24 protein-coding genes, 1 other RNA gene and 1 pseudogene are annotated in these 25,583 nt (G+C 56.1%); 12 read left to right on the top strand and 14 right to left on the bottom strand.

The genetic code is table 11. From position 1 onward, the window contains the following. Positions 1-206: pseudogene (locus tag AC1DXW_RS27605) on the top strand (DNA repair protein RecN); the annotation flags it as partial. 76 nt (positions 207-282) lie between these two features. Here AC1DXW_RS27605 and fur read toward each other — a convergent pair. After that, on the bottom strand, positions 283-687 hold the full coding sequence (gene fur, locus AC1DXW_RS27600) for a ferric iron uptake transcriptional regulator (protein WP_003197684.1): 405 nt from the start codon (positions 685-687) through the stop codon (positions 283-285). A 97-nt stretch (positions 688-784) separates the two neighbouring features. Between fur and AC1DXW_RS27595 the strand changes: the two genes are divergently transcribed. Then, on the top strand, positions 785-1,312 hold the full coding sequence (locus AC1DXW_RS27595; RefSeq protein ID WP_223458575.1) for an outer membrane protein assembly factor BamE: 528 nt from the start codon (positions 785-787) through the stop codon (positions 1,310-1,312). Positions 1,313-1,463: 151 nt separating this feature from the next. Here AC1DXW_RS27595 and AC1DXW_RS27590 read toward each other — a convergent pair whose 3' ends face one another. The 4 genes from AC1DXW_RS27590 to AC1DXW_RS27575 form a co-directional block, all read right to left on the bottom strand. Next, complete coding sequence (locus AC1DXW_RS27590) at positions 1,464-1,874, bottom strand: hypothetical protein (protein ID WP_477752820.1); 411 nt, start codon at positions 1,872-1,874, stop codon at positions 1,464-1,466. Between the two features lie 227 nt (positions 1,875-2,101). Continuing rightward, positions 2,102-2,416 carry an RnfH family protein gene (locus tag AC1DXW_RS27585; protein WP_108218129.1) on the bottom strand — a complete coding sequence of 105 codons (315 nt, stop codon included), beginning with the start codon at positions 2,414-2,416 and terminating at the stop codon, positions 2,102-2,104. Beyond that, on the bottom strand, positions 2,409-2,843 hold the full coding sequence (locus AC1DXW_RS27580) for a type II toxin-antitoxin system RatA family toxin (RefSeq protein ID WP_477760716.1): 435 nt from the start codon (positions 2,841-2,843) through the stop codon (positions 2,409-2,411). Before AC1DXW_RS27580 ends, AC1DXW_RS27585 begins: the two co-directional genes overlap by 8 nt. A 7-nt stretch (positions 2,844-2,850) precedes the next feature. Beyond that, entirely contained in the window at positions 2,851-4,254 is a 1,404-nt protein-coding gene (locus AC1DXW_RS27575) for a sodium-dependent transporter (protein ID WP_477760715.1), read from the bottom strand. A gap of 118 nt (positions 4,255-4,372) precedes the next feature. Here AC1DXW_RS27575 and smpB point away from each other — a divergent pair, with 118 nt between their 5' ends. Continuing rightward, positions 4,373-4,855, top strand: coding sequence for an SsrA-binding protein SmpB (smpB, locus tag AC1DXW_RS27570; RefSeq protein ID WP_008057382.1), 483 nt, complete (start codon positions 4,373-4,375; stop codon positions 4,853-4,855). An 83-nt stretch (positions 4,856-4,938) separates the two neighbouring features. Here the strand turns inward: smpB and AC1DXW_RS27565 are convergent, their stop codons facing one another. Then, positions 4,939-5,706, bottom strand: a complete 768-nt coding sequence (locus AC1DXW_RS27565) for a GntR family transcriptional regulator (RefSeq protein WP_477760714.1) — start codon at positions 5,704-5,706, stop codon at positions 4,939-4,941. Between the two features lie 261 nt (positions 5,707-5,967). On the opposite strand from AC1DXW_RS27565, the gene AC1DXW_RS27560 reads away from it, so the two are divergent. From AC1DXW_RS27560 to AC1DXW_RS27520, 9 genes are all read left to right on the top strand, one after another. Further along, positions 5,968-7,662, top strand: a complete 1,695-nt coding sequence (locus tag AC1DXW_RS27560) for a lactate permease LctP family transporter (RefSeq protein WP_477755797.1) — start codon at positions 5,968-5,970, stop codon at positions 7,660-7,662. A gap of 149 nt (positions 7,663-7,811) precedes the next feature. Beyond that, complete coding sequence (locus AC1DXW_RS27555) at positions 7,812-8,636, top strand: (Fe-S)-binding protein (RefSeq protein WP_477760713.1); 825 nt, start codon at positions 7,812-7,814, stop codon at positions 8,634-8,636. Continuing rightward, the gene (locus AC1DXW_RS27550) at positions 8,633-10,087 is read left to right on the top strand and encodes a LutB/LldF family L-lactate oxidation iron-sulfur protein (protein WP_477760712.1); all 1,455 of its coding nucleotides are present in this window, start codon (positions 8,633-8,635) and stop codon (positions 10,085-10,087) included. The genes AC1DXW_RS27555 and AC1DXW_RS27550 overlap by 4 nt, the downstream gene beginning before the upstream one ends. Further along, positions 10,087-10,758: a LutC/YkgG family protein gene (locus AC1DXW_RS27545; protein ID WP_477755800.1), complete on the top strand. Its 672-nt coding sequence runs from the start codon at positions 10,087-10,089 to the stop codon at positions 10,756-10,758. The genes AC1DXW_RS27550 and AC1DXW_RS27545 overlap by 1 nt, the downstream gene beginning before the upstream one ends. Then, on the top strand, positions 10,755-13,565 hold the full coding sequence (locus tag AC1DXW_RS27540; RefSeq protein WP_477760711.1) for an FAD-binding and (Fe-S)-binding domain-containing protein: 2,811 nt from the start codon (positions 10,755-10,757) through the stop codon (positions 13,563-13,565). The genes AC1DXW_RS27545 and AC1DXW_RS27540 overlap by 4 nt, the downstream gene beginning before the upstream one ends. Before the next feature lie 201 nt (positions 13,566-13,766). Beyond that, on the top strand, positions 13,767-14,042 hold the full coding sequence (locus tag AC1DXW_RS27535) for a hypothetical protein (RefSeq protein ID WP_477756288.1): 276 nt from the start codon (positions 13,767-13,769) through the stop codon (positions 14,040-14,042). Between the two features lie 325 nt (positions 14,043-14,367). After that, positions 14,368-14,646, top strand: coding sequence for a hypothetical protein (locus AC1DXW_RS27530; protein WP_477756287.1), 279 nt, complete (start codon positions 14,368-14,370; stop codon positions 14,644-14,646). Positions 14,647-14,740: 94 nt separating this feature from the next. Beyond that, positions 14,741-15,134, top strand: a transfer-messenger RNA (tmRNA) gene (gene ssrA, locus AC1DXW_RS27525). 186 nt (positions 15,135-15,320) lie between these two features. Then, complete coding sequence (locus tag AC1DXW_RS27520) at positions 15,321-16,577, top strand: integrase domain-containing protein (RefSeq protein ID WP_477760710.1); 1,257 nt, start codon at positions 15,321-15,323, stop codon at positions 16,575-16,577. Positions 16,578-16,738: 161 nt separating this feature from the next. On the opposite strand, the gene AC1DXW_RS27515 is transcribed toward AC1DXW_RS27520, so the two are convergent. The 8 genes from AC1DXW_RS27515 to AC1DXW_RS27480 form a co-directional block, all read right to left on the bottom strand. Further along, entirely contained in the window at positions 16,739-17,008 is a 270-nt protein-coding gene (locus tag AC1DXW_RS27515) for a hypothetical protein (protein ID WP_184336834.1), read from the bottom strand. Continuing rightward, entirely contained in the window at positions 17,005-17,985 is a 981-nt protein-coding gene (locus tag AC1DXW_RS27510) for an integrase domain-containing protein (protein WP_184336833.1), read from the bottom strand. Before AC1DXW_RS27510 ends, AC1DXW_RS27515 begins: the two co-directional genes overlap by 4 nt. Further along, a complete protein-coding gene (locus AC1DXW_RS27505; protein ID WP_184336832.1) occupies positions 17,969-18,322 on the bottom strand; it encodes a hypothetical protein in 354 nt (117 codons plus the stop codon). The genes AC1DXW_RS27510 and AC1DXW_RS27505 overlap by 17 nt, the downstream gene beginning before the upstream one ends. Next, positions 18,309-19,715 carry a YfjI family protein gene (locus tag AC1DXW_RS27500; RefSeq protein ID WP_477756249.1) on the bottom strand — a complete coding sequence of 469 codons (1,407 nt, stop codon included), beginning with the start codon at positions 19,713-19,715 and terminating at the stop codon, positions 18,309-18,311. The genes AC1DXW_RS27505 and AC1DXW_RS27500 overlap by 14 nt, the downstream gene beginning before the upstream one ends. Positions 19,716-21,041: 1,326 nt before the next feature. Beyond that, the gene (locus AC1DXW_RS27495; RefSeq protein WP_477756927.1) at positions 21,042-21,941 is read right to left on the bottom strand and encodes a hypothetical protein; all 900 of its coding nucleotides are present in this window, start codon (positions 21,939-21,941) and stop codon (positions 21,042-21,044) included. Positions 21,942-21,943: 2 nt separating this feature from the next. After that, positions 21,944-22,825 carry an HAD family hydrolase gene (locus tag AC1DXW_RS27490; protein WP_477760709.1) on the bottom strand — a complete coding sequence of 294 codons (882 nt, stop codon included), beginning with the start codon at positions 22,823-22,825 and terminating at the stop codon, positions 21,944-21,946. 37 nt (positions 22,826-22,862) lie between these two features. After that, on the bottom strand, positions 22,863-23,963 hold the full coding sequence (locus AC1DXW_RS27485; RefSeq protein WP_477760708.1) for a BsuBI/PstI family type II restriction endonuclease: 1,101 nt from the start codon (positions 23,961-23,963) through the stop codon (positions 22,863-22,865). Next, positions 23,963-25,583 (bottom strand): HsdM family class I SAM-dependent methyltransferase (locus AC1DXW_RS27480; RefSeq protein WP_477760707.1); only part of this gene is annotated, 1,621 nt, incomplete at its 5' end. The genes AC1DXW_RS27480 and AC1DXW_RS27485, both read right to left, overlap by 1 nt.

The raw sequence follows: 25,583 nt of genomic DNA, 5'->3' as shown, positions 1-25,583 counted from the left end.
TGACCCACTTGCCGCAAGTGGCAGCGCAAGGTCATCAGCATTTATTTGTACATAAAGTGCGCGGCGAAGATGCCACCCGCACTGCCGTTTCCAGATTGAGCAAAAACGACCGCGTCGAAGAAGTCGCACGGATGCTGGGGGGCATCGATCTCACCAAAGAGTCCTTGGCGCATGCAAAAAAAATGGTGGTTGCCGCAAAAGCCTGAATAAAGGCAGAAAGCACGAAGGCGACCCTGGGGTCGCCTTCGTTCGTTTCGCGAACCTCAAGTTCGCGCGACATGCTTACTTTTTCTTGCGCACGTACAGCACCAGATTGTGATCAACCATCTCGAAGCCATACTTGTCGACGATTGCTTTCTGAAGCCGCTCGATTTCCTCGTCGAAGAATTCGATCACTTCGCTGGTTTCGACGTTGACCATATGGTCGTGATGCTTTCCGTCGTCCAGTTCGAAGACCGCATGGCCTCCGTCGAAGTTGTGCCGCACCACAAGGCCAGCTGCCTCGAACTGGGTCAGAACACGGTAAACCGTGGCCAGACCGACGTCCTCACCAGCCTCCATAAGGGCCTTGTAGACATCCTCGGCACTCATGTGGCGCTGCTCGGCGGAATCGAGCATTTGCAGAATTTTGACCCGTGGCAGGGTCACTTTGAGGCCGGCTTTGCGTAGTTCGCTATTTTCAACCATGGTCAGCTTTCTCGCGATGCTGCTTCGCAGCTTCTCTTAATGCGGGTATGATCGGCGTTTACGTTGTCCCAGCCAAGATAGTGGAAGTCGCCCACCGATGCAAAACACCAAGCTCTTGCTAACCAGTTTCACCTTTGTGGGACTGCTCGCACTCGCCGGTTGTTCATTCCCCGGGGTTTACAAAATCGACATCCAGCAGGGCAATGTCGTCACGCAGGACATGATAGACCAGTTGCGCCCGGGAATGACCCGTAAGCAAGTACGATTTATCATGGGCAACCCTCTGCTGACTGACACTTTCCATGCCGATCGCTGGGATTATCTGTACAGCCTGCAACCCGGTGGCGGTGAACGCCAACAGGAACGCATCAGCGTTATCTTCAACCCAAATGACCAGCTTGTCAGCCTCTCCGGTGATTTCATGCCAGGCGTGAGCCGCGACGAAGCCATCCTTGGTAAGGACAGCGGCACGACAGTGGCTGCCCCGGCAGAAAACGTCGAGAAGCCAAAACCGGAAAAACCGGTCAAGCCAGGTTCGTTGCTGGATCAGATCCAGAAGGACGTCGACGGTGTAGAAACCGCTCCAGTCCCGACGCCTGAACCGCTGGACACCTCGCCGCAGTAATTGGCGAATGATGCCGCTTGCCTGGGCATTCAAGCTCCAGCAAGGCTGCTCTGAAAATCCGCTACCAGACCTCTGGCGGCGGATTTTTTTATGTACCGGCAATAGTGATCGATCCGGATCGCTTGCCGGAATCACTATCGATGATTCCCGCTTATTTAATACACATCAGCATAAAGTCTTGGGAACCATCACCGGAAGGGCCCTTCATTCCTGCCAGTTGAGTGATCACACTCAAATTATTCTGCTTGGGTGTAGACCCAAGTCGCGCCCGCCCATAATAAATATCATCTTCGGAACGGCTGTTCGTAAGGGATACAGAGCAGAACCGTGGAGCCTGGATGAAGACATCCGACTTGAAGCTAACCTTATAGTTCGCAAAATAATCAGCCTGGGAGAAGTACTCTACCGCAGAGATCCACTCGGGTGCCTGAGCCACCACCTTGCCTTGTGCGCTTATCGTGGCGGTTAACACATTGGAGGCTGCACTGGCCGGCATGACAGTGAAAGCCGCAGCCATTGCTGCCAGCACACTTATATGCTTCAACGACTTGATCAAGTCCATTTCAGATTTATCCCTAAATGAGTTTATTTGCCCCTCACATAACGAGGGCAAGACTTGATTTAGGCTTAATCGGAACCACATTCAATCAAGATTGAAGCAAAGAGAAAATTCTCTTCAATACTCAAACCAATCCTACATTCCCCCGATAAAAAGCCTACAAAGCATATTTACACTCAGGGATTGAACCACCTGTGGGCGGAAATTTTAGTGCCTGGCGCGCAATTCAATCATTGATTCCGCGCCTTGGCCTCGGCCGCTTTTGCTGCACGCAGGCGACGGACCTCTTTCGGATCCGCCAGCAGCGGCCGGTAGATTTCGATTCGATCCCCCGCCTGAATCGTTCGAGTGTCCGGGTCGGTGATCACCTTGCCAAAGATACCCACCGGGCAGGCGGCAAGATCCAGCTCAGGAAACTCTGCCCCTACACCAGACTTGAGCACGGCCGCCCGAACCGTAGTGCCGACCGGCACCGCGAGTGAAAGTAGCACCTGCCTGTCCACAGCGGCGTACACCACTTCGATATCGATCACGGCTTCAACCATGAATCTGCTTGGCGCGCTGACAGAACGCATCCACCAGCGTATTGGCGGCCTGATTGAACAATGGCCCCAATGTGGCGCGAACCAGCGGCCCGRCATAATCGAACGACAGATCAAGACTGATCTTGCAGGCCTTCTCGCCCAGCGGCTTGAACACCCACACACCATGCAATTGATTGAACGGGCCTTCTTCAAGATTCATTTCGATCGATTGACCGGGAACCAGAGCGTTGCGCGTCACGAAGTGCTGACTGAGGCCGCCCTTCGCCACGCCAACGCTCGCCCTCATATGCTCAGGCGAGCTTTCCAGGACTTCGGCCGACGAACACCACGGCAGAAACTCCGGATAGCGCGCCACGTCGTTGACCAGGTCATACAGCGCTTGTGCCGGGTACGGCAGCAAGGCCGAACGTGAAATATGTGTCGTCATGTCAGCGTCACTTCCACAGCTGGGCGGCAAACACTACGAGAATGCCGATGGGCGCCACATAGCGCATCAAGAACAAGGACAGGCCAAACAGCGCAGGGTTGCGGATCGACAACTCGTCGCGCACCGCTTCACGCCCCATGATCCAGCCCGCAAACACCACGAAACACAAACCGCCAAGCGGCAACATGAGTCGCGAGGTGAAGAAATCGATCACGCCAAAGAAGTCGAGACCACCGGCGGCTCCCCATTGGTAGAGGTGGAACATCCCGCCTTCGTTCACGAAGAACTTGGCCTCCTTCCAGATATTGAAGGAGAACACAGTGCCCAGACCGACAAACCAGCAGCTGAAAGCCAGCCAGAAAGTAACCCATGCACGACTCACCTTAGTGCGCTCGACCAGGTAGGCCACCATCGGTTCAAGCAGGGAAATCGCCGAACTCCAGGCAGCGACCGCCACCAGCACGAAGAACACCACCCCCATCAATTGCCCGAACGCCACGTTACCGAAGGCAAACGGCAGGCTGACGAACATCAGCCCCGGCCCTTCGCTCGGATTCAGGCCCGCCGCGAAAACAATCGGAAACAATGCCAGTCCGGCAACCAGGGAAACGAAGGTATCGAGCAGCGCCACGCCGACGACCGTCCCTGAGATCGACGAGTTCTTCGGCATGTAGGCGCCATAGATCATGATCGAGCCGACGCCCACGCTCAGGGAAAAGAACGCATGCCCCATCGCGGGCAACAAGCCGTCCAGAACCTTTTCCGGGTGGAAGTCGAACATGAAATGCACGCCCTCCATGAAATGACCGGTGGTCATGCTGTAGCCCAGCAGCACCAGGATCATCACGAACAACAACGGCATCATGATGCGCAAACTGCGCTCAAGCCCGGCAACCACGCCCTTGGCGATCACCACCGCGGACAACAGCATGAAAATCGTGTGCCAAAGTGTCAGGCGCCAGGGATCGGCGATCACATTGCCGAAGTAAGCCCCCACCTGATCAGGCGTCGCGCCCTGAAAATCGCCACGCCCCATGTCGATGATGTAATCCAGCGACCAGCCGCCAACCACACTGTAGAAAGACAGGATCAGCAATGCCGTGATCATCCCGGCAAATGCGCCCCAGGACCATTTCGTCGAGTGCCCCGCCTCGACCGCCAGCGTCTTCAAGGCATTGGCCGGGCTCTGCCGGGCACGCCGGCCGATCAGGGTTTCGGCCAGCATGACCGGTACGCCAATCAGCGCGATGCAGGCCAGAAACATCAGCACGAAGGCGCCGCCGCCATAGACACCGACCATGTACGGGAATTTCCAGATACTACCCAGCCCCACGGCCGAACCGGTCGCGGCGAGTATGAAGACCCAGCGGCTAGCCCAACTGCCGTGGACAGAAACCTTGTCTGTCGACATCGTTATCACGCCCAAGCGTTCAAAAAAGAGGCCGCATTGTCCGGGATTCAATCAACCTGCTCAAGCACGTAGCAACACCGTAGCCGACTCGCGTGCAACTCCCTATAATGCCGCCCCTATGGCTAAACAGAAGAAACACCCAACAGGGACCATCGCGCAAAATAAAAAGGCGCGACACGATTACTTCATCGAACATCGGTTCGAGGCTGGTCTGGTCCTGGCCGGCTGGGAAGTAAAAAGTCTGCGGGCAAGCAAGCTGCAGCTGGTTGACAGCTACGTACTGCTCAAGGATGGCGAAGCCTGGCTGCTCGGCAGCCACATTACGCCCCTGACGACCGCCAGTACCCACGTCATCGCTGACCCGGTGCGCACCCGTAAATTGCTGCTCAATCGGCGCGAGCTGGAAAAGCTGGCCGCTGCCGTGCAGCAAAAGGGTTACGCCTGCGTGTGCCTGTCCTGGTACTGGAGCAAGCACATGGTCAAGTGCGAGATCGCGCTGGGCAAGGGCAAGAAGGAATACGACAAGCGCGATACCGAGCGCGAACGCGACGCCGGTCGCGAGTTGCAGCGTGCGGTGCGCAACAAGGGCAAGGAAGACTGATTTTTCCGCCTGAGTGTCGCGGCGCCCTCGAAAAGATCGTCCGCAGGCTCGGGCCGCGTTCGGACGATCTTTTGTTTTAACGATCACATCCCCTTGCGCCGCTCCGCCCGGGCCATGCGCTGCACTTCCTGACGCACTTCTTCCAGCACCTCCTGTACATACAGAATGTGTCGACTGGAAACTTCCCGTGCCTGCTCCGCCCGCCCCTCGATAATCGCCTGATACAACTCCCGATGCTGCGCGATCAACATGTCGCGGGTTTCGGTGCGCTGCTTGTACATGCCACCGATGTTGGTCACCACGTTGCGCTTGAGCAGGTCGAACAGCCCGCGAATGGTGTGCAGCAACACGGCATTGTGGCTGGCCTCGGCGATCGCCAGGTGAAAACTTGCGTCTGCAGCCCCCTCTTCGGCACGACTCACTTCTTCGTGACGGGAATAGCAGTCCTGCAGTTCGTTGAACGCAGCGGTCAGCCGTTCGCGATCCACCTCCGTGGCACGCAGCGCCGCGTAGTAGGCGCAAGACGCTTCCAGCGTATGGCGAAACTCCAGCAGATCGCGTTGCGCCTCAGGATTGCTTTCCAGCAGATGCAACAAGGGATCACTGAAGGTGCTACCCAGTGATTCCACCACATAGTTGCCGCCACCCTGGCGACTGACCAGCAGGCCCTTGGCGGTCAGCTTCTGAATGGCTTCGCGCAACGAAGGGCGTGACACGCCAAATTGCTCGGCCAGCGCGCGCTCGGCCGGCAAGCGCTCACCCGCTTTCAGCGTGCCCTCGAGGATCATGCCCTCAAGCTGCTCGACAATATCGTCAGACAAACGGCGCTGACGAATCTGATCAAACCCCATAACTCGATTACTCCACGATCCGACGGCTCGCCGGGGCTCTATTCTGGCCTATCGGCGCCGCGCCAGCACCTGCCACAGCGCATTTGGTCATACCAGACAGACGACCTGCGCACTTCGCATTCGACAAAAGTTTTAGGGCGGCAAATTGACACACCGCCTACAAGGCTTTTACCCTAGCCAACAGCGATTGTAAATTGGTCTTACCAATTAACCAAGAACGCTGATCAGTGCCTGACCAACAACAATTAGGGGCCACCCCATATGCAAACCTGGCAACAGCTCTATACCCCGCTCGGCAGCCTCGGCCTGTCCGCACTCGCAGCCGTTATCCCTATCGTATTTTTCTTCCTGGCTTTGGCCGTGTTCCGCCTCAAAGGCCATGTGGCCGGCAGCATCACCCTGGCGTTGTCGATCCTGGTGGCGATCTTCGCGTTCCAGATGCCGGTCGATATGGCGTTCGCCGCCGCCGGGTATGGCTTCGCTTATGGCCTGTGGCCGATTGCCTGGATCATTGTGGCAGCGGTGTTCCTCTACAAACTGACGGTCAAGAGTGGTCAGTTTGAAGTCATCCGCAGTTCGGTCCTGTCGATCACCGACGACCAGCGCCTGCAGGTCCTGCTGATCGGCTTCTGCTTCGGTGCCTTCCTCGAAGGGGCGGCCGGTTTCGGCGCTCCGGTGGCGATTACCGCAGCCCTGCTGGTAGGACTGGGCTTCAACCCGCTGTACGCCGCCGGCTTGTGCCTGATCGCCAACACCGCGCCGGTAGCCTTTGGCGCGCTGGGCATTCCGATCATTGTGGCCGGGCAAGTGACTGGCATCGACGCCTTCAAGATCGGCGCCATGACCGGTCGCCAATTGCCGCTGCTGTCGCTGTTCGTGCCGTTCTGGCTGGTGTTCATGATGGACGGCCTGCGCGGCGTGCGGGAAACCTGGCCGGCAGCCCTGGTGGCCGGCTTGAGCTTTGCCGTCACCCAGTACTTCACCTCGAACTTCATCGGCCCGGAACTGCCGGACATCACCTCGGCCCTGGTCAGCCTGATTGCCCTGACCCTGTTCCTGAAAGTCTGGCAACCAAAACGCGCCGCCGGCCAACACATCGTCGGCGCTGTCTCGGCCTCCGTGGTGAGCGCAAGCGTCGGTGGTTTCGGCCAGAAGCGCACCACCGTGGCTTCGCCCTACAGTCTTGGGGAAATCTTCAAGGCCTGGTCGCCGTTCCTGATCCTCACCGTACTGGTCACGATCTGGACCCTGAAACCGTTCAAGGCGATGTTCGCCGCCGGCGGTTCGATGTACAGCTTCGTGTTCAACTTCGCCATCCCGCACCTGGACCAGATGGTGATCAAGGTCGCACCGATCGTGGCCGCGCCGACTGCCCTTCCGGCAGTGTTCAAACTGGACCCGATTTCCGCCACCGGCACGGCGATTTTCTTCTCGGCGCTGATCTCGATGCTGGTGCTGAAGGTCAATCTAAAAACTGGTCTGACCACTTTGAGAGAGACCTTCTACGAACTGCGTTGGCCGATCCTGTCCATCGGCATGGTGCTGGCGTTTGCTTTCGTCACCAACTACTCGGGCATGTCCTCGACCATGGCCCTGGTATTGGCGGCGACAGGTGCAGCGTTCCCGTTCTTCTCGCCGTTCCTCGGCTGGCTGGGCGTGTTCCTCACCGGTTCCGATACTTCGTCCAACGCCCTGTTCAGTTCGCTGCAAGCGACCACTGCGCACCAGATCGGTGTCAACGACACCCTGCTGGTGGCGGCGAACACCAGCGGCGGCGTGACCGGCAAGATGATCTCGCCACAATCGATCGCCGTGGCCTGCGCCGCGACCGGCCTGGTGGGCAAAGAATCGGATCTGTTCCGCTTCACCCTCAAGCACAGCCTATTCTTTGCAACGATTGTCGGCTTGATCACGTTGGCCCAGGCCTACTGGTTCACCGGCATGCTGGTGCACTAGGACTACAGGCAATACGATAAAAACCGACGCCGGGCCACGCCCCCGGCGTCCGCTATTCACACCCCGGTCTGTAAGGCTGCTGAAAGCTTGCCGCTCTATATTCAGCAGCCTCAACAGACGAATAACCGGGACCACCCGGAGACCGCCTGATGAGCGAGCTTTTTTACAACGCCGTGCCGAATGCGACCCGTGTCGCCCCGCCACTGCCCGAGCCTCGACAATACCCCAGCGAGAAACCGTTACGGGTCTACCTGTTCGGGACCTGTGTGGTCGATTTGTTCTACCCGCAAGCCGGGATGGATGCGATCCACCTGCTCGAGCGCGAAGGCATTCGTGTCGAGTACCCGCAAGGGCAAAGTTGCTGCGGCCAACCGGCCTACACCTCGGGTTACACCGAACAGGCACGGACCGTGGCGCGCTCGCAACTGGCGCTGTTTGCCGGCGACTATCCGGTGGTGGTGCCGTCGGGCTCTTGCGCGGGCATGCTGCGCGAACATTACGCCGACTTGTTCAAGGACGAGCCGGAGACGTTGAAACAGGTTCAGGCCCTGGCGGCCAGAACCTACGAGCTGGCCGAGTTCCTGTTGTTTGTCTGCAAGGTGCAGCTCAAGGACAGCGGCGAGCCGGTAAAAGTGGCGCTGCACACCTCGTGCTCGGCACGCCGCGAGATGAACACCCACCTGCACGGCCGCGAATTATTGGCGCAGTTGAGCAACGTGGAACGGGTCGACCACGACCACGAAAGTGAATGCTGTGGCTTCGGCGGGACATTCAGCGTCCGTATGCCAGACATTTCCGGCGCGATGGTGGCTGACAAGACCCGGGCGTTGAAGGAATCCGGCGCGCACAAGATATTGAGTGCCGACTGCGGCTGCTTGATGAACATCAACGGCTCGCTGGAAAAACAGCAGGAAGCGTTACGCGGTCAGCATCTGGCCAGCTTCCTCTGGCAGCGTACCGGAGGTGCCCGATGAGCACTTCCGCGATTATTCCTACGGTTGCCGTAGAAGAAGATTTCCGCACCCGCGCCCACAAGGCGTTGGGTGACGCGCAATTGCGAAACAACTTTCGCAAGGCGATGGATTCACTGATGAGCAAACGGGCAGCGGCGTTCAGCGATGCCCATGAAAGAGAACACTTGCGCTCACTGGGCAATGCAATCCGTGCCCGCGCGCTCTCCAAGTTGCCCGACCTGCTCGAGCAACTGGAACAGAACCTGACCCGCAACGGTGTGACAGTGCACTGGGCGGAAACGGTGGACGAGGCCAATGGCATCGTCCTCTCGATCATCCGCGCTCACGAGGGGCGGCAAGTGATCAAGGGCAAATCGATGGTCAGCGAAGAAATGGAGATGAACCATTTCCTCGCTGATCGGGGCATTGAATGCCTGGAATCGGACATGGGCGAGTACATCGTCCAGCTCGACCACGAGAAGCCTTCACACATAATCATGCCGGCAATCCACAAGAATGCCGGTCAGGTCGCGTCCTTGTTCCACGACAAACTTGGCGTGGAATACACCAAGGACGTTGACCAACTCATTCAGATCGGTCGCAAGGTCTTGCGGCAGAAATTCTTCGAAGCGGACATCGGTGTCTCCGGTGTCAACTTCGCCGTAGCCGAAACCGGCACCCTGCTGCTGGTAGAAAACGAAGGCAACGGCCGCATGACCACCACGGTGCCGCCCGTGCATATCGCCGTCACCGGCATCGAAAAAGTCGTCGAGAACCTGCGCGATGTGGTGCCGTTGCTGTCATTGCTGACCCGCTCGGCCCTGGGCATTCCGATCACCACTTACGTCAACATGATCTCCGGCCCGCGCAAGGAACATGAACTCGACGGCCCGCAGGAGGTGCACCTGGTACTGCTAGACAACGGCCGTAGCCAGGCCTTTGCCGACAGCGAACTGCGCCAGACCCTGAACTGCATTCGCTGTGGCGCCTGTATGAATCATTGCCCGGTCTACACCCGAATCGGTGGTCACGCCTATGGGGAGGTTTACCCCGGGCCTATCGGAAAAATCATCACCCCGCACATGGTTGGCCTGGCGAAAGTGCCGGATCACCCGAGCGCCTCGTCGCTGTGCGGCGCCTGCGGTGAAGTCTGCCCGGTGAAAATTCCGATCCCTGCTCTGTTGCGTCGCCTGCGGGAAGAAAACGTCAAGGCCCCCGACAGCCCCCATCAAGTGATGCGCGGTCAGGGCAGCAAGTATTCGCGCAAGGAGCGGTTCATCTGGAATGCCTGGGCGAAGCTCAACAGCTCGCCGACGCTGTATCGCCTGTTCGGATTCTTCGCCACCCGTTTGCGCGCCCTCACGCCGAGCAATGTCGGTCCGTGGACGCAAAACCACAGCGCACCCAAACCCGCCGCCCGCTCACTGCATGACATGGCCCGCGAGCATTTGGCCAAACAGGGAGACCGTTGATGAGCGCCAAGCAAAATATCCTCGCCAAACTGCGTAAAAGTCTGACAGGCACCACGCCAGTGGCCGATAACTTCGATATCGATCTGGTGACCCAGCCTTACACCTACGCGCCTGAGCAACGCATTGCGCAACTGCGCAAACTGATGGAAGCGGTGCACACGGAAATTCATCTGACGTCCGGCCAAGAATGGCCGACGCTACTCGCGCAATTGCTGCGCGAGCGCCAATTGCCGAGTCTGCTGATCGCACCGACAACGCCCCACGGTCAACGGATCACACAGCACTGGGCGAACAATCCCGATTTACCGAAGCTCAAGGCCTACGACCGCCCGGTTGAAGAATGGAAGGCCGAACTGTTCAACGACACCCCGGCGAGCCTGACCGCCAGCCTCGGCGCCATCGCGGCGACCGGTAGCCTGATTCTCTGGCCGACGCGGGAAGAACCGCGCCTGATGAGCCTCGCACCACCGGTGCATTTCGCCCTGCTCAAGGCCAGTGAAATCCGCGACAACTTCTATCAGGTGCAGCAGGAGTTCGAATGGGCCCAGGGCATGCCGACCAATGCGTTGCTGGTGTCCGGCCCGTCGAAGACTGCCGACATCGAGCAAGTGCTGGCGTACGGCGCCCACGGTCCGAAAGACCTGGTGGTATTGATCCTGGAGGACCAATGAGTCTACCGGCTGCTTTCCTGCGTGATGCACAGCAACTGATTCCACAAGAGCGACGCTTCGACGACCCGCTGTCGACCCTGGCCTTCGGCACCGATGCCAGTTTCTATCGGTTGATTCCGCAACTGGTAATCCGCGTCGAGTCCGAAGACGAAGTGGTGGCGCTACTGAAACTGGCGCAGCGCGATCACGTTCCGGTAACTTTCCGCGCCGCTGGCACCAGCCTCTCTGGTCAGGCCATCAGCGATTCGGTTTTGATCGTGCTTGGGGATAACTGGAACGCGCGTGAGATTCGCGGGCAAGGCACACAGATTCGTCTGCAACCGGGCGTGATTGGTGCCCAGGCCAACGCCTGGCTGGCACCGTTCGGACGCAAGATCGGCCCGGACCCGGCCTCGATCAACGCCTGCAAGATCGGCGGTATCGTCGCCAACAATGCCAGCGGCATGTGCTGCGGCACGGCGCAAAACACCTATCACACCCTGGCCGGCATTCGTCTGGTGCTGGCTGACGGCAGTCGTCTCGACACTGAAGATGCCACCAGCGTCGCAGCGTTTCGCCAAAGCCACGCCGCTCTGTTGGAGCGTTTGACAACCCTGGGACGCGAGACCCGCGCCAACGCCGAACTGGCTGCGAGAATTCGCCACAAATACCGTCTGAAAAATACCACCGGCCTGTCGCTCAATGCCTTGGTGGATTTCGACGAGCCTGTGGATATCTTGAGCCACTTGCTGGTGGGCTCCGAGGGCACGCTAGGGTTCATCAGCGCGGTGACCTACGACACGGTGATCGACCATCCGAACAAGGCCTCGGCCCTGATTGTGTTCCCGGATGTCGAGACCTGCTGCAACGCGGTCACCGTACTGAAAAGCCAACCGGTGTCGGCCGTGGAACTGCTGGACCGGCGCAGCCTGCGTTCAGTGCAGGACAAACCCGGCATGCCGCCTTTCGTACAACAGCTGTCGAACAATGCCTGCGCCTTGCTGATCGAATCCCGCGCCGCGTCGTCCACCTTGCTGCACGAACAACTGGCGCAGATCATGGCGTCGCTGAAAACGTTCCCCGTGGAAAAGCAGGTCGATTTCACTGAGGATCCACAGGAAAACGCCCGTCTCTGGGCCATCCGCAAAGACACCTTCCCTGCCGTCGGCGCAGTGCGCAAGACCGGCACCACGGTGATCATCGAAGACGTCACCTTCCCGATCGAACAACTGGCCAGCGGCGTTAACCGCCTGATCGAACTGTTCGACAAACATCACTACGACGAAGCGATCCTTTTCGGACACGCGCTGGAAGGCAATCTGCACTTCGTCTTCACCCAAGGCTTCAACAGCCCGGAAGAAGTCGCACGCTATCAGGCGTTCATGGACGACGTGGCGCAACTGGTGGCAGTGGAGTTCGGCGGTTCGCTGAAAGCCGAACACGGCACCGGGCGCAACATGGCGCCGTTCGTCGAACTGGAATGGGGCAGCGATGCCTACCAATTGATGTGGCAGCTCAAGCGTCTGCTGGATCCCAACGGCATTCTCAACCCGGACGTGGTACTCAGCGAAGATCCGCAGATCCACCTAAAGCACCTCAAGCCCTTGCCCGCCGCTGACGAGATTGTGGACAAGTGCATCGAGTGCGGCTTCTGCGAACCGGTTTGCCCGTCGAAAGGACTGACCCTGAGCCCGCGTCAGCGCATCGTGATCTGGCGCGACATTCAGGCGAAGAAACGCGCGGGCATCGATACGTCCGAACTCGAAACCGCTTACGACTATCAAGGCATCGATACCTGCGCCGCGACCGGCCTGTGCGCGCAACGTTGCCCTGTAGGCATCAATACCGGCGAACTGGTGAAAAAGCTGCGTAGCCGGAAGGCGACGCATACGAAAACCGCCAACTGGCTTGAAGGAAATTTCGCCACGGCACTGCAAGGTGCGCGCTTCACCCTGCACGTAGCCAATGGTGCGCGCCTGTTGTTGGGAGCGCCGCGCCTGGCAAAACTTTCCGCAGCCGCCAGCAAGCTGTCCAAGGGGCAGGTCCCGCTGTGGACCAATGCCATGCCTCAGCCTGAACGGCCGATCCGCTTCAGCCCGGCGATCAACGATGAGCGTCCGCGTGTGGTGTACCTCGCCGCCTGCGTATCAAGGGCCATGGGGCCGGCGGCGGGCGACACGGAACAAATGTCGCTGCACGACAAGACCCGAGGCCTGCTGGAAAAGGCCGGTTATCAGGTGGTTTTCCCGGACAACCTCGACAACCTGTGCTGCGGTCAGCCGTTCGCGTCCAAAGGCTACGCCGAGCAAGCCGAACACAAACGCCAGGAGCTGATTGGCGCGTTGCTGCACGCCAGCCGCGGCGGGCTCGACCCGATCTACTGCGACACCAGCCCCTGCACCTTGCGTCTGGTTCAGGACTTGAGCGAAAACCGTCTGGACCTGTACGACCCGGTGCGCTTCATTCGCACGCACTTGATGGATCGCCTCGACTTCACACCGCAGGATGCGCCGATTGCGGTGCACGTCACTTGCAGCACTCAGCACCTTGGCGAAAGTCAGGCGCTGATCGATCTGGCGCGCAAATGCAGCAAAAACGTGGTCATTCCCGAAGGCATTCACTGCTGCGGCTTCGCCGGCGACAAGGGTTTCACCACGCCGGAGTTGAACGCCCATTCCCTGCGCACGCTCAAGGACGCGGTGCAACAATGCAGCGAGGGGATATCGACCAGCCGCACCTGTGAGATCGGTCTGACGCAACATGGCGGCATTGACTACCACGGACTAGTCTATCTGGTGGACCGCGTTACCCAGGCTAGGGTGCCCTGATAGCAGGATCTACAGGAAGGTGCATAGACGTGCATTCCTTAACGCTACTTGCCGGAATCGACAGCTCTACAGTAGAAAAGCAGAACCCTGACGTGCCGCCGCAGTCCACTGATCAAGTCCCGCTAATGCGGGACTTCCTAAAACTCGGTAGACCGTTTTGATGGCCAGCAATGACTGGTCCTTCAGTCCAAGGAGATACACATGAATCGTTCTGTGCTGTTAGGTTTGTTCGTTGTTGCTTCCATGATGGCTTCCACTTCGTTTGCGGCCGAAAAAGACCAGTGCGCGGTCAACCTGCAAACCATCGAAAACGGCAAGGCACAGATTCCCGGGGAAATGCTTGACCAGGTGGAGGCCTCCGTCAAGAAAGCCAAAGCCGACCAGGCAAAAGGCACCAAGGCAGGTATTGATGATTGCATCGCCGAGACCAACCAAACCATCATGGACGTCACGAACGCGCACAAAGGCGCGAAGTAACTCAGTTCAAGGCCAACCTTCGGGTGGGCCTTGTTGGTGTACATCAACAACGGAGTACTGGCAGCCGGGAGTTCAAAGCCCGGCTGCGTCCGATACGAAGCAAACCAAAACCCGCCAGTTGCGGGTTTTGTTGCATCTGGGGTCTGGAAATGTGTAACCGTCCGCATCGCTGGAAAAAGCTCGACACGTTTTCTGAAAAACCGAATTCTTGCGTTGAATCGTAGTCTTTGAGGTAAGCCCCATCAGATCGTGACTGATTTTTCGGGCTCGGCTTGGCCGTCCACTCATACGGCAGCACCGAGACCATCAGCTCAAGGAGATACCCATGAAACGCACCACACTCGCTGGCCTGTTCATTGCTGCTGCCATGCTGGCCTCTCCTGTATTTGCTGCGGACAACAACCTTTGTACGAGCAAACTGCAAGAGCTCAAAGGCAAAGTGAATGCGCTGCCGGCGACCTCCGGAAGCACCACAATGGAGATCAAAAGACTGATGTCCAGCGCCGAAGCCTCACAAGCCTCCGGAGACGACAAAAAATGCGTCACCGAGGCCACCCAGGCAATGGCACTCGCTGACAGACAGAGCAACGAGCCCAACCCATAATTTGTGGTGGCCAACCTTCGGGTTGGCCTTCTGGGTCACGTTGACGTACACTGTACAGGCTTGTTGCTCACTTGATTCAAAGAGCACCAGGCTCGGGGCCGTTTAGGATTCGACGCCGGTTGCGAAACTTTAGGTGCATGCCGAGTTGGTAACAGAACTCGTAAATCCACTGTTGCAACTTCCTATAGTTGCCAATGACGAAACCTACGGGGAATACGCTCTCGCTGCGTAAGCAGCCTTAGCCCTTCCCTCCTGGTACCTTCGGGTCCAGCAATCATCAGGGGATGTCTGTAAACCCAAAGTGATTGTCATATAGAACAGAATCGCCGTGCAGTACGTTGTGGACGAAGCGGCTAAAACTTACACAACTCGCCCAAAGCACCCTGCCCGTCGGGTCGCTGAGGGTTAACTTAATAGACACGGCTACGCATGTAGTACCGACAGCGGAGTACTGGCGGACGGGGGTTCAAATCCCCCCGGCTCCACCACTTCATCATCTAAAGACGTCCACGGACGTCTTTTTTTGTGCCTGAAATCCAATGAATACAAGGGTTTCGGCGCCTTTGGGGTCTTTGGAGAGTTTCTGAGTTCCAGGCGCTTTGGTATCCCAGGTGGTATCCCGGACCACCAAATGCTATTTTCAGGATACCAAAACGGTGCTGGAGGTAGCCCCCATGCCTACTAACGCAACCCGCCTCTCCGATCGCCAGCTCAAGGCGGTCAAAGCAACTGGTAAAGACTTCGTCCTCAGCGACGGCGATGGCTTGCAGCTTCGAGTACGCGCCAGCGGCTCGATGATGTGGAATTTCAATTACCGCGAGCCGTTGACCAGAAGCCGTATCAACATGGCGCTCGGTCCTTACCCCGACCTCTCCCTCGCCAACGCCCGGAAGAAAGCCGCAGAGGCGCGTGAGTTGCTCGCTTTGGGCACTGATCCCAAAACCCAGCGTAACGAGGTAAGGCAAGCCAAACTTGCTGAGACTGAACATACTTTCGAGAAGGTGGCCACTGCCTGGTTCGAGCTGAAGAAAGACTCCGTAACCAGAGCCTACGCCGAAGACATTTGGAGATCGCTGACGCTTCATGTTTTCCCAAGTATGAAAACAACGCCGCTCTCTCAAATCACGGCTCCGATGGTTATCAAGATCCTTCGCCCAATCGAGGCCAAAGGGAGCCTGGAAACCGTGAAACGATTGAGCCAACGACTCAACGAGATCATGACCTACGGGGTCAACTCCGGGCTGATATTTGCGAACCCCCTCAATGGAATTCGGGCGGTGTTCAAGAAACCTAAGAAAGAGAACATGGCTGCGCTACCACCTGAGGAGCTTCCCGAGCTCATGATGGAAATCGCGAACGCCAGCATCAAGCGCACGACCCGCTGCCTGATCGAATGGCAGTTGCACACGATGACCCGCCCTGCCGAAGCAGCCACCACACGATGGGCAGATATCGACTTCGACAAGTGCATTTGGACCATTCCGCCAGAGCGCATGAAAAAGCGTCGGCCGCACACAATCCCTCTTACCGATCAGGCACTTTCGTTACTGGAGACACTCAAGCAACTCAGCGGTAACAGAGAGTACGTGTTCCCCTCAGATAGAAACCCCCGCACCCATGCCAATAGCCAGACCGCCAACATGGCGTTGAAGCGCATGGGCTTTCAGGACCGTCTAGTCAGCCACGGCTTGCGCTCGATGGCGAGCACCATCCTGAATGAGCATGGCTGGGATCCGGAGCTGATCGAGGTCGCGCTGGCGCATGTCGACAAGGACGAAGTTCGTAGCGCCTACAACCGGACGGATTACATCGAACGCCGGCGTCCGATGATGGCCTGGTGGAGTGAACATATCCAGAAGGCGGCCACCGGCAGCCTGTCGGCATCTGCCATAAATCAAACCAGGGACCGTAACGTGGTGCCGATACGCTAAGCATCACCGGCGACAATCCATGCCATCCGTGTCGTGGAGCACGCCGACAGAAATGACGACTATCGCTAAATCTCTCGCATGCCTGCGCTTCTTCGGCCAAGCCCCTGAGTATGGGAAGGCTCCGCATTCCCATACTGAGGGGCTCACGCTTAAGAGATCTATCAGACAACCACAAGTTGCGCCTTTCTGCGGCGGATCAATCCTGCTGTTAATTCATAGTAATAGACGGTCGCTGGTGCAGAGCAACGCAGATAGTGCTCTAAAAACCATCGGGCGTGCTTTTCCTTCCAGGACCAGGGGGTCTCACAACTCCAGCGTTCACGAATCGCCTCGTGCATCCTTTCTGCTTGCCTGATGTGCCGCTGGCGCGTTGCGTACGCACCTTTGAGCACCGGACTCAGAAACAACGCCATGTCGAACTCGGGCTTCATCGCCGACCTCCGATGTAGGCACTCACCACATCCATGCGGTTATGTCCCAACTCATGGCTGATTTGCTCTCGCGCACGCTGATCGAGCTGGCGATCTTCTCGATGACCACGACCGCCATTGATGGGTGCAGGGAAGCCGGTCAGTTGTTCATAGCGCTCACAGGCGTAAGCTGCCCGCAGTTCATGGAAGCCTTTCAAACCTTGTTCATGCAGGAGGTCGCGTGCCGGCCGCACGACCTTTTGTATGAAGTCTTTGTAGCTTTCATCGGGCGCCAACAAATTCCTACTGCCACTGGGTGACGCCTCGCAGGCTATATCCAGGGCGCCGCGGACTTGATCCGTGACCGTAATCCAACGCGGTGCGGACGCGCCTGATCGACCGCCTTTGGTGCCATCCTGGATGTTGATCTTACCCAGTCGCTGGGCCTCTCGTTGCAGTCGGGGCAGGTCCGCCAAGATCGTTTCACGCAGGCGCATGCCGGTCTCCCGAGCGAGGAGCACAATGGCACTCACCCTCGCCTGCTGACGCTCTGACAGCGCCTGCGTAATTAGCCTGACCTGCACACGGTCTTGGCCTTGCGGCGCATCGCTACGCACGCTTGAGCGCTGCAAGCCCAGCGCCTTGCTCGGACTGGGAATTTTGACGTACTGATCACCGCGCAGCGCAGCCATCGTTCGGTTCACGCTGGACAGACGGTTCTGCGCGGTGGCGATGCCAACATTGCCCTGATCAACCTGCTCGCGCATATGGAAGGCGTACCGCATGAGGATCTCGCGGTCGATCTGTCGCGCGTCATTGAGCCTCGGCCCTTCCTCGGATCGACACCAATTCACGAATGCCTGCCAGCGATCGCTATGGGCTTTGACGGTAGCAAAATGGCCGTCGCCAAACAGATCTTTCAGTGCTTGTGGTCCGGCATAGCTGAGCTGGCGACCGAAGCCAAAATTACGCCCCGCTCGCTTACCGATCCGAGCCATTTTTCTGTTCCTGATCGACTGCCGCGAGATCATGCAAAAGGGCTCGCCAGTGGGCACTCACGATAGCGAACTGGGTCCAATCAGTCGGGCGAAAACACAGCGTGTTGTCGGTGACGTAAAGATGCGCGCCCTCCTCTTTCAACCATTGGATGATGACTGTCGTCGAGGTGCTAGCTTTACGGAGGGTGGCGACATCTGCGACAGCGGCGACAACCCTTGTCCTGCCTGGCTTTGAGCGTGGCGACAAAGTGGCGACACTCGCGGCGACAAACCGCGCTTTCGGCTCATTTTGGCGTTGAGCTAGGTGGTTGCGCAGTGCTTCATCAAGATTGAACATGGCGCACCTCAAAGGTGTGGCCGTCGGTGGTCAACCACTGATGATCAATCAACTCGACCAGCAGCTTGGCGGCATGGCGACTGCTCTTACGGGCAAAACGGGGACCGTTGCGATTCAGCTCTCGAATACTGAAGCGCTTCCAATGCTTGACCTGCAGCCAGCGCAGCAGCCGGTCCGCCTCCTCCTTTACCCGGCACACCGGTTCCTGTTCGGTCAGGCGCTGGATCTCGGTGAGGTAGTAGCCGACTAAAGCGGAGGCCCGTTGGATATGGTCGACCTCCACAACCCCGCTCTCCTCCACGACTGCCAGGATACCAGCGACGCGCAGCAGGTTATCGGCGGCCTTCGATCCGCTAGGCCGTACGCTGGCCAGCTCGCCAAACTCACCCAGTTGGGCTTCGATGGCATCATGCAGATCAATCCAGCGACGGCGGGCCAACGGACTGAGGGTCAGCGGTGACAGCTGCAGAGCACCGTCAGCGGAAAGTGACCAAGGCTGATGAAACAGGGCCGAAAGGCGGTGGTGATATCGCTTTAGGACGGCGTCTTTCGACAAGTCGACAGCCTGATAGCTACGTTGTCCAGCCAGGCTGGTGGGCCAGGTCATCAGGCAGCGACCTAGGATGCCTTGCCCCTGCAGCAACGGATCACTGAGTAACTGCATGGCCAAGTACGGCTGCAGCATCAGGTGCAGGCTCAAGCGCCGATCATAAGCCCGCAGGCTTTCACCAACCATGGAGCGCGCGCGATCTATCGGGCTGCCATCCCAGAGTGACGATAAGGTCGTGACCGCTTTCAAGCGGTTATCCCGACTCATGGTGCTGCTGCCGAGGAACTGTCCGCCTTCGTCACAGAACAGGCCCATACTGGGCAAGTCATGGCAGAGCCCTTTGATCAGGGCCTCGATGGTTGGGTCTGTGGTGATAAGTCGGGGGGCAGAGGGCTCCGCTTCAAGCGGTACGTTTATTGTGGGGTCGAGCTCGGCAGGGTTTATACGCTGCGCCTGTCGCTGTGCAACGCGGTACCGGGCGAGTTGTTCGCGGTAGCGCTGCCACTGCTCGCGCTCCCATTGCCGTGCTGGCAGCAATGCAAATCGATCTGCCGCCGTTTTGCGATCGCCGGACGCGGCCACGGTGATCAGGTACAGCGACAGTGGATAATTTCTTCCGTCGAGTTGTAACCCCGCATGGCCTTGGGTGGCCAGGGCCGAGGCAGCTAACACCGATTGCGCAGCAAGTGCTTGGGGCACGCCGATCACCTCGGCCATGCGCTCAACCGCAGGCCCAAGAATCCCACCCAGTGCCTGCACCGGATAAGGCTGGGCCACTAGATTCGACTCAATCAGCGGTCGAGGCGGTCGTGGTAGTACAAGCTTCGGATCTAACTGCTGCATGGGCCCTCTCCTCGTTCATTTCTGGTTGTCCTCACGTAGTCCCGCCACGGCTGTTGAGTGTTATCAGGGATCAAGGCCCCTGCGGCCTGTGAGGTGTTCACTGACGCGGAACGAACGGCTCCTTACGACCAAGAGCAAGGGCATGCCCCCATGAATCTGGCCTCCTTAAACGCATCCGAAAATGCGGGCGGGTGGAGACTGTGCCGACTGACGAGTTCGACACCTGGAGATCCTGAGTGGGAGAGGGCAACAACATCGACACCTGGGACATCCCTGACTGTCAGTCAGGTACAGCTTTTCCATAGGCTGCGGCACCGGTGCCTGTGTCGTTGCGGATGGAGACACATCGGAGTTGTCACGCCGATTGTCACGAGGAGAATTGCGGCAATGCCATGTAAGACGTGGCTTGCAGCAGTGATACGAGCGCCCGTCTCTTTCCGGGAGAAAGAGACGGGCGCGGATTAGCGCAGCGAAGTGTGCCGGAAGGTGAGGTTGCTGCAACGCAGCGAGGAAGGTCCATCGTCTGCCGCAGTGGACAGATAAGTCGAGTAGGCATCCATCACTCTCGGGGAGTGAACGTGCGAGCCGCCGGACGCTAATCGCACTTCGGAAGAACCACCACGCAAGTGACGTAGCCTTGAAGGTTCTGGCTACCTGGGCTGGTGCTGTCAACGACAGCGATCCGTGCGGTAATTGTTATACCGACTCAAAGAACGGGTCAAGTGGCCCAGGCAAACAGCCTCAAAAGTGGCGACTGTCGCCACTTTTGTCGCCACCCTCCCGGCCACGTGGGACTTGGCTTGTCGCCGGTGTCGCCGGTGTCGCCACCTTCCTAGCTATATATCTGTAAAAAGAAGACCGGACGCAGGCAGGTGTGGAGCCTGCCGTAATGCCGCACCGGCCCGAAAACGACGGACCGCGCTGGCGGACGGATTGGATGGGGATAGGAAAACCGAGGTGGCAGTCGGGAAACGCAGGTGAACCCTTCGATCAGCGCGATCAGAGATCGCTGGATCGAAGGGTTTGGCGAATTAACAAAATTTCGGATGAAGAAGCAGTACCCCGAAGTCACGCGACTGAGCCGAGTATAATACGCAACATAATCATCGCCCAACATCACTACCACACATCAACTAAAAACGACACTAAACACAATACCTCTATGGCAACATCAAATCAAAACACTAATTCCAAGCACTTAGACACCAACCGTGAAAAACAACGAGAAACCTATCAAATCTAACACTAAAAACAATCAAAAATAGATATGAGAAAAGTTGCCTACATAGACCGCAAGCAACTCAAAATCTCACAATTAAATGACTTTTACTTACTGTTAGATGTGCCTCCCGTAGGTACACTCGGTGGAGTATCTGCCCTGTTTCCAATATGATCGTTAGCTGCATCATGTTTTGATTGTGGCGAGCCTTCAGACTTCTTTTCCGCATGACCCTCAGCAGCATCAATCTTAGATGGTGGAGCAACGTCCGGCGCCTTATCAACCTTAGAGTTATCTGTGTTGGACTTAGCAGGTGGCAAAATTTCGGTACTTTTAATAGCGATCTCTGTCTCTTTCAGCGAATTCAACTTTCCTTCGCCTGCCTGAGAACTTCCATTCCCCTCTGCCTTGCCGATGGATTCAACGACCGGAGCCTTTATTGGTGTAGAGGGCGATGAAGATTTTAGTTCTACACCGCCCATGCACGCTATGAGCAGCGCAGTCAAGGTCAAAGCGACCATCACCGACTTATAAAAAAACTCAATTTTACCATCTGAGTGTAGTTTTCCAGTGGTCTTAAGCTTGGGGTGGCTTACTATCAATCCCGCAAAAAATTTCGCGAACCCCCGAGGCTCATACGGACTTTCATCACCAATAACCTTCGTGAGATTTAATTCAGGAACAGTTCCAATTCCGAGCTGCTCAATCACTATTCCTTGTTTAACAGCACCAATCAGCAACCGGTGATACCAGTATCTGTCCATAAAATAGAACAGATAAGTACCAAGCACACCAAACAAAGGCACGACCACAGCAAATTGGATAACCAGGCGCCCAGCCTCCAGCCCAATTTTCTTATCTAATAAAAAACCAAGAGAAGCAAAAAGCGCTAGGATGATAGTTACAAACATCCCACGAATACGCATCCCTATGTCGTTGAAATGAATCTGAACGTCTATAACGGCCTTCCAGACCTCAATAATTTCTGCTTCCCTTTCCCGTGACATATTTATCCCCGTACACCAACAAAAGATTTAAAGTCAAAAATCGACAGAAGCTCCGCAAACCCTTCATTCAAGACAAAGCTTGGCGAAACGTGTTCACGCTCCCTAATCTTCTGCTCTCGTTCAACCTCCGCTGGCGTCCAATGCGTTACCTCTTGGAGCAACTTATACTCATCGCGCTTATGTGCTACGCCGTATTTCGCCCAAACGCTATCAATTCCGCAATCATTGGCCATGGCGATGTCCTTCATCAAGCTATCGCCAATGTAGACACACTCTGAGGTTTTCAAGCTCAAATCCGCCACTATCCACTGCAGCACATCGACATCAGGTTTTTTTGAGCCCTTAGGCGTGTGATGTTGGATGGTGGACTTCAATACATAATGTTCAGCAGGATAGCGTCTGGTCTCCCCAACATTATCAGGAACAATATGATCCTCAGGACAGAATATGTAGTCAAAAACACCATCTAGCCCTAGTTTTCTAACCCTATAGTTAGAGTAGAAAGCCATAGACTCAGTGTACCCTACAATTAAAGTCCCCCGTTTTTTCAGCTCTTGGAGAGTCTCAGCGACGCCAGGATAAAGGACTAGATATTCCTTCCTCTTTTCCCGAAATGCGTTCACTGCCGGAGCAAATACCTCGAGAGCATTTCGTCCAGCAAGAAATTTTTGAAGAGACGGTAGTTCTTCAATTAAGAAGGAGTACTCTGACGTACCATGTTTCTGATGAACAATGGATATTTCCGGTAGCAGCTGACTTTTAGATACGCCACTTATGACTACAAGCTCTTCAAGCATTGCTGAAAAGCACCGCACCCACAACTCGACCCAGTCGAATAACGTATTATCCAGATCAGTGATTAATACCCTTTTCGTCGAAGACATTTCAAACCCCAATCGCCGTCAACGGCGGGTAGATACATTATAAAAGTACTAATTCATCGCCATTCATACTTAGGACGCCAGCGGACTTAGGAGTCAATCCTCCGCCCTCCTGAAACAGAACAATATTGTCTGGCTCACTCATAAACCAAACATATGCTCCCCACGCTAACCCTGTGATCGTTTTCTTGAAACCTGGTGACTCCCGATCCGCGTACGCGGTGAGAAACACGACTTGCGAGCGCTCAAACCCGCCCTTATCGGTGAGTTCAAAAAGTGCCCTTTGACGTCTCGGTGTTATAGCGCCATCAGTAGCAACTACTTCCACAAAAATGATAAGCGGATCTACTGGACCGAGATCTACAAGAATTAAGTCAGGAAGATCTTTTTTCGCGACAATATCAAGCCCTATTGCAGTAGCCAACTTTACGTCCTGAACAGCGACTTTGTTGCTGGACTCACTAAGCCATAGTACTCCCGGCTGCTTCAAAAACCTTGACGCAAAAACTTCGACCACTGCTTTTGAAATCAATGAACTCGGACCAGGCGACAACGTTCGAGTGTCGCCACTCGGAAATTGGACGGGCACACCGGTCTTCCCCGCGGTTCCCATTCGAAGCAACGATACTCTGGCGAGGGCGCTTGGAGTAAGATTTTTGGCTTGCCAAGCCAAAATCGCTTGGGTCAAGGCGGAATCCTTCAAAGCAGGATCAAACAGATCAGCCAAGTCTTTATTCAACGCGTATCGCGGTCGGCTTGATGTGGTTGGAACGTCAGTCCGTTCTACAACAGCACCTACGATTATTAATCCTTCTCTGAGAGTTTCGTCTCTTATGGGCTCACGGGTATTATCGGCGTACCACCGTACACCCTCAATGTGAAAGCTCTTTTTGAGCATGTTTGAACGGTATGCTAGCCTCTCATCATCTGAAGACATCTTCGACTGACGATCGGTCATCCTATACACATGGATAGGCCCGAGATAGACGTCTGTACCTTCGATTGCGCCTATATACAAAAAAGTAAAAATCGTCTTAGCGGATAACTCACGAATACAATAGTTTCGTTGTGCTATTCCCTCAGGAAATATGGTTGGCAGACGCTCGGCCACCAACTCCCACGTAGCGTACTTTGGAAGCATCATGCTTTCCTTGCATATAATTTATCACACGCTGCATCAACAACTTCTTTAGAAGCAGACGCTGCAACTAATTTTTTCAGCTCAGCTAAAGCGCGGGGAGATGGCAGCGGCAAAGACTCAAGCTCGTATGCCGATACTGCCACTGAACCGCTAATACATCTAAATGCTGCATCCGCAGCCCTGCTATTTAAAAAAGCAGAGATAACATCTGCGCTTACAACCGGATTATCACCTAGCGGACGAACCATATTAAGATGATTCTCGACAACCACTCCTCCATACATAGCTATAAACTCCGCTGGGAGTAGTGCCGCAATTAATCTACGAGCCTGTTCTTTGGCGGTAGTTCTTTGAAGCAACACGCAAGGACGAGTAACTAGCAAACTATCATTCCCCCTTTCAAACTTGAAAAAAGGGGCATGATTTTTTTTCTCTGCTCGAAATACAAACCTACCGTCTGAAGTAATCGCTTCTGCCCATATAAGCGGATATCGATTCGCCCCAGGAGCTGATACGAGCTGATTTTTATGCCTATTCCAAACCAATGGGCCGGTGCTGACCGTATACCCCCAATCGACCAGCCGTGAAGACATTTTTGCCATTTTACCGACCAGCGCGCCTTGCGTCTGATTCCTAGGCATGATCCATGGCATGGATAGATCGTTAGGCAGATCTACGCTCGCAACTTGAGTTACTTCCAACCCGCCAATGGACAAAGAGATCTCAGACACCCGCACTGGCATAGCATGCTTGCTTGCTTTATATATTGCGAGGGCGGTTTCTTGAAGCACATCATCGAACACATTTTTCCGTGCCTCAACGAAGTCGATCGCTACAGGCGGAGCGTTATCCCCCATAACTTGCCTGAGGTTCTTGAAATAGACACCCGACAGAAACGAAGTAGGCGTTACATATGCAATAGTGCCGCCGGCCTTGACATTCCTCAACGCGAAATCGGTAAAAACACCGTATAAATTTGCATGGCCATGGAGAGAGCGTCTATATAACTCTCGAATTTCTGGATCAAGCTTCGCCTTACCATATGGCGGATTTCCAATTACAAGGTCAAATGGTTCAACTGATTCGACCTTGCGTAGGGAGTCACAGACCGTCACAACTACAGGCAGACGAGTACCTGCCAATCTAGTTACCGGTAGCACGACCGCGTCTAAAGTGACCTGACTGAGCCAGGCGGCAAACGGATCTATTTCGTAACCCCGCAGCCGACTAGCTATACTTCTGATTGTGATCTTCGGACTACAGTTTTTTAGACTATTTATTATTCGCGCTGCAATTGGCGCTAAAAAAGCTCCTCCCCCGCAGGCAGGATCGAGTACGCGACAGGATTCCCAGTTTAGGCCTGAGGCAGATGCCAGGTCGATTAACCGTTCGGTGAGAGCTGGGGGAGTATAAAATATTCCGTAGTTGCTTCTATGCTCCGAGGGGAGCATGCCTGTGTAAATCAGGCCGATTTCGTAAGCTGCGGTTTCCGTATCAAACCTTGCGGCAGTTTTTCCGATTGCCTCCGCGAGCGAGACAGCCGTCTCTGGAAGGTCTACCGTTTCGAATGCCTCGATCTGTTCCCGCAGCTCTGTCAGTTCGCAAATGCTACCAGCCAGG

The sequence above is a fragment of the Pseudomonas sp. P4_C4 genome, from assembly GCF_056402055.1.
This window is presented reverse-complemented; position numbering and strand designations above follow the sequence as displayed.